At 35.1% G+C, this 1,275-nt stretch carries 1 protein-coding gene; it reads left to right on the top strand.

Annotated features, from left to right (window positions below; all coding sequences use genetic code 11):
* Positions 1–221: 221 nt before the first annotated feature.
* Positions 222–1,275: IS110 family transposase (locus DEU40_RS22190; protein ID WP_228406602.1), on the top strand; the 1,054-nt coding region annotated here is incomplete at its 3' end.

Raw genomic sequence — 1,275 nt, 5'->3', positions numbered from 1 at the left:
GGCTCCTATGTTTGCAAAAGAATAAATTTACATACAAAGCAAAAGGGGTGAGAGAACAGTTTTGGCTAAATAACTCAGGAAGTATATTGTGCTTTAGAAATGTCCTCACTTCTTTATTCCTTTTAGAGTTTGAACAGAATTTAAAGGATCGAAAAAGATATCTTGGATAATAATCAGGAGACAAAACGAAGGAAGACTTGCTTTTATTTAAAGATAAAAATATGAGTGCATTAAAACAGGTTGTAGGAATAGATGTAGCCAAAGATGAACTGGTGGCAAGTTTTGGCAAATTAATGGAAGATCTAAGTACAGAAATCAAAGATTATAAAGTTTTTAGCAACAGCGAAAAAGGCTTTGAATCACTTCTTAAATGGGTGTACAGCAAAAAGACACTTAATATAGAGGTTATTTTTGTCATGGAGGCTACGGGGGTGTATCATGAAAGATTTGCTCATTTTCTTTATGCAAAGGAAGAAAAAACAGTCATTGTGCTACCTAATAAGATCAGTAATTTCATCAGGACTCTGGATATCAAAACCATTACCGATAAAAGCTGTTCCATAGCTATTACACAGTTTGGTTTAAGCAGAAAACTAGAATTATGGCAACCCGCAAACCTTGTGTATAAAGAACTTCAGCAGCTAAGCCGCGAGAAAAACCAGGTTATTCAGGAAAGGGTAAGGTGTATGAATAAGCTGCATGCTGAAAAGACTCAAGCTCTTCCGAATTCAAGAACCATAAAACGGCTGACCGAGCGTATTTCGCTATTGAAAAAACAGGAGAAAGAAATTAATGAGGATATGCTTGCACAGGTAAAGAAAAGTCCTGAGGCTACCAGGGGAGTTAATCTGTTGAGCAGTATTCCGGGTATTGGAAAATCAACGGCAATTGCTGTTTTAGCTGAAACCAATGGTTTTGAGCTAATCAGAAATAAAAAACAACTGGTAAGTTATGCAGGATTAGATATCCGCGAGAAACAGTCCGGAACATCAATAAAAGGTAAGCCAAGAATTAGTAAGAAAGGAAATAAAAATATTCGAAAAACATTACATTTTCCTGCCATGACAGCCGTCAAAATGAATAAAAACCATCAGGATTTGTTTCAAAGAATTACAGAAAAAACAGGAATTAAAATGAAGGGATTGGTTGCTGTACAAAGAAAACTCTTGGAACTGATGTATATTTTATTTAAAAATAAAACTTTTTACCAGATAGATTTTGAAGAAAGTAGGGTAAAAATCAAAGACGTTCACCCTACGCAAGCTAACTCAAGGT

Source organism: Chryseobacterium sp. AG844 (assembly GCF_003182335.1).
Classification (GTDB): domain Bacteria; phylum Bacteroidota; class Bacteroidia; order Flavobacteriales; family Weeksellaceae; genus Chryseobacterium; species Chryseobacterium cupriresistens.
This window is presented reverse-complemented; position numbering and strand designations above follow the sequence as displayed.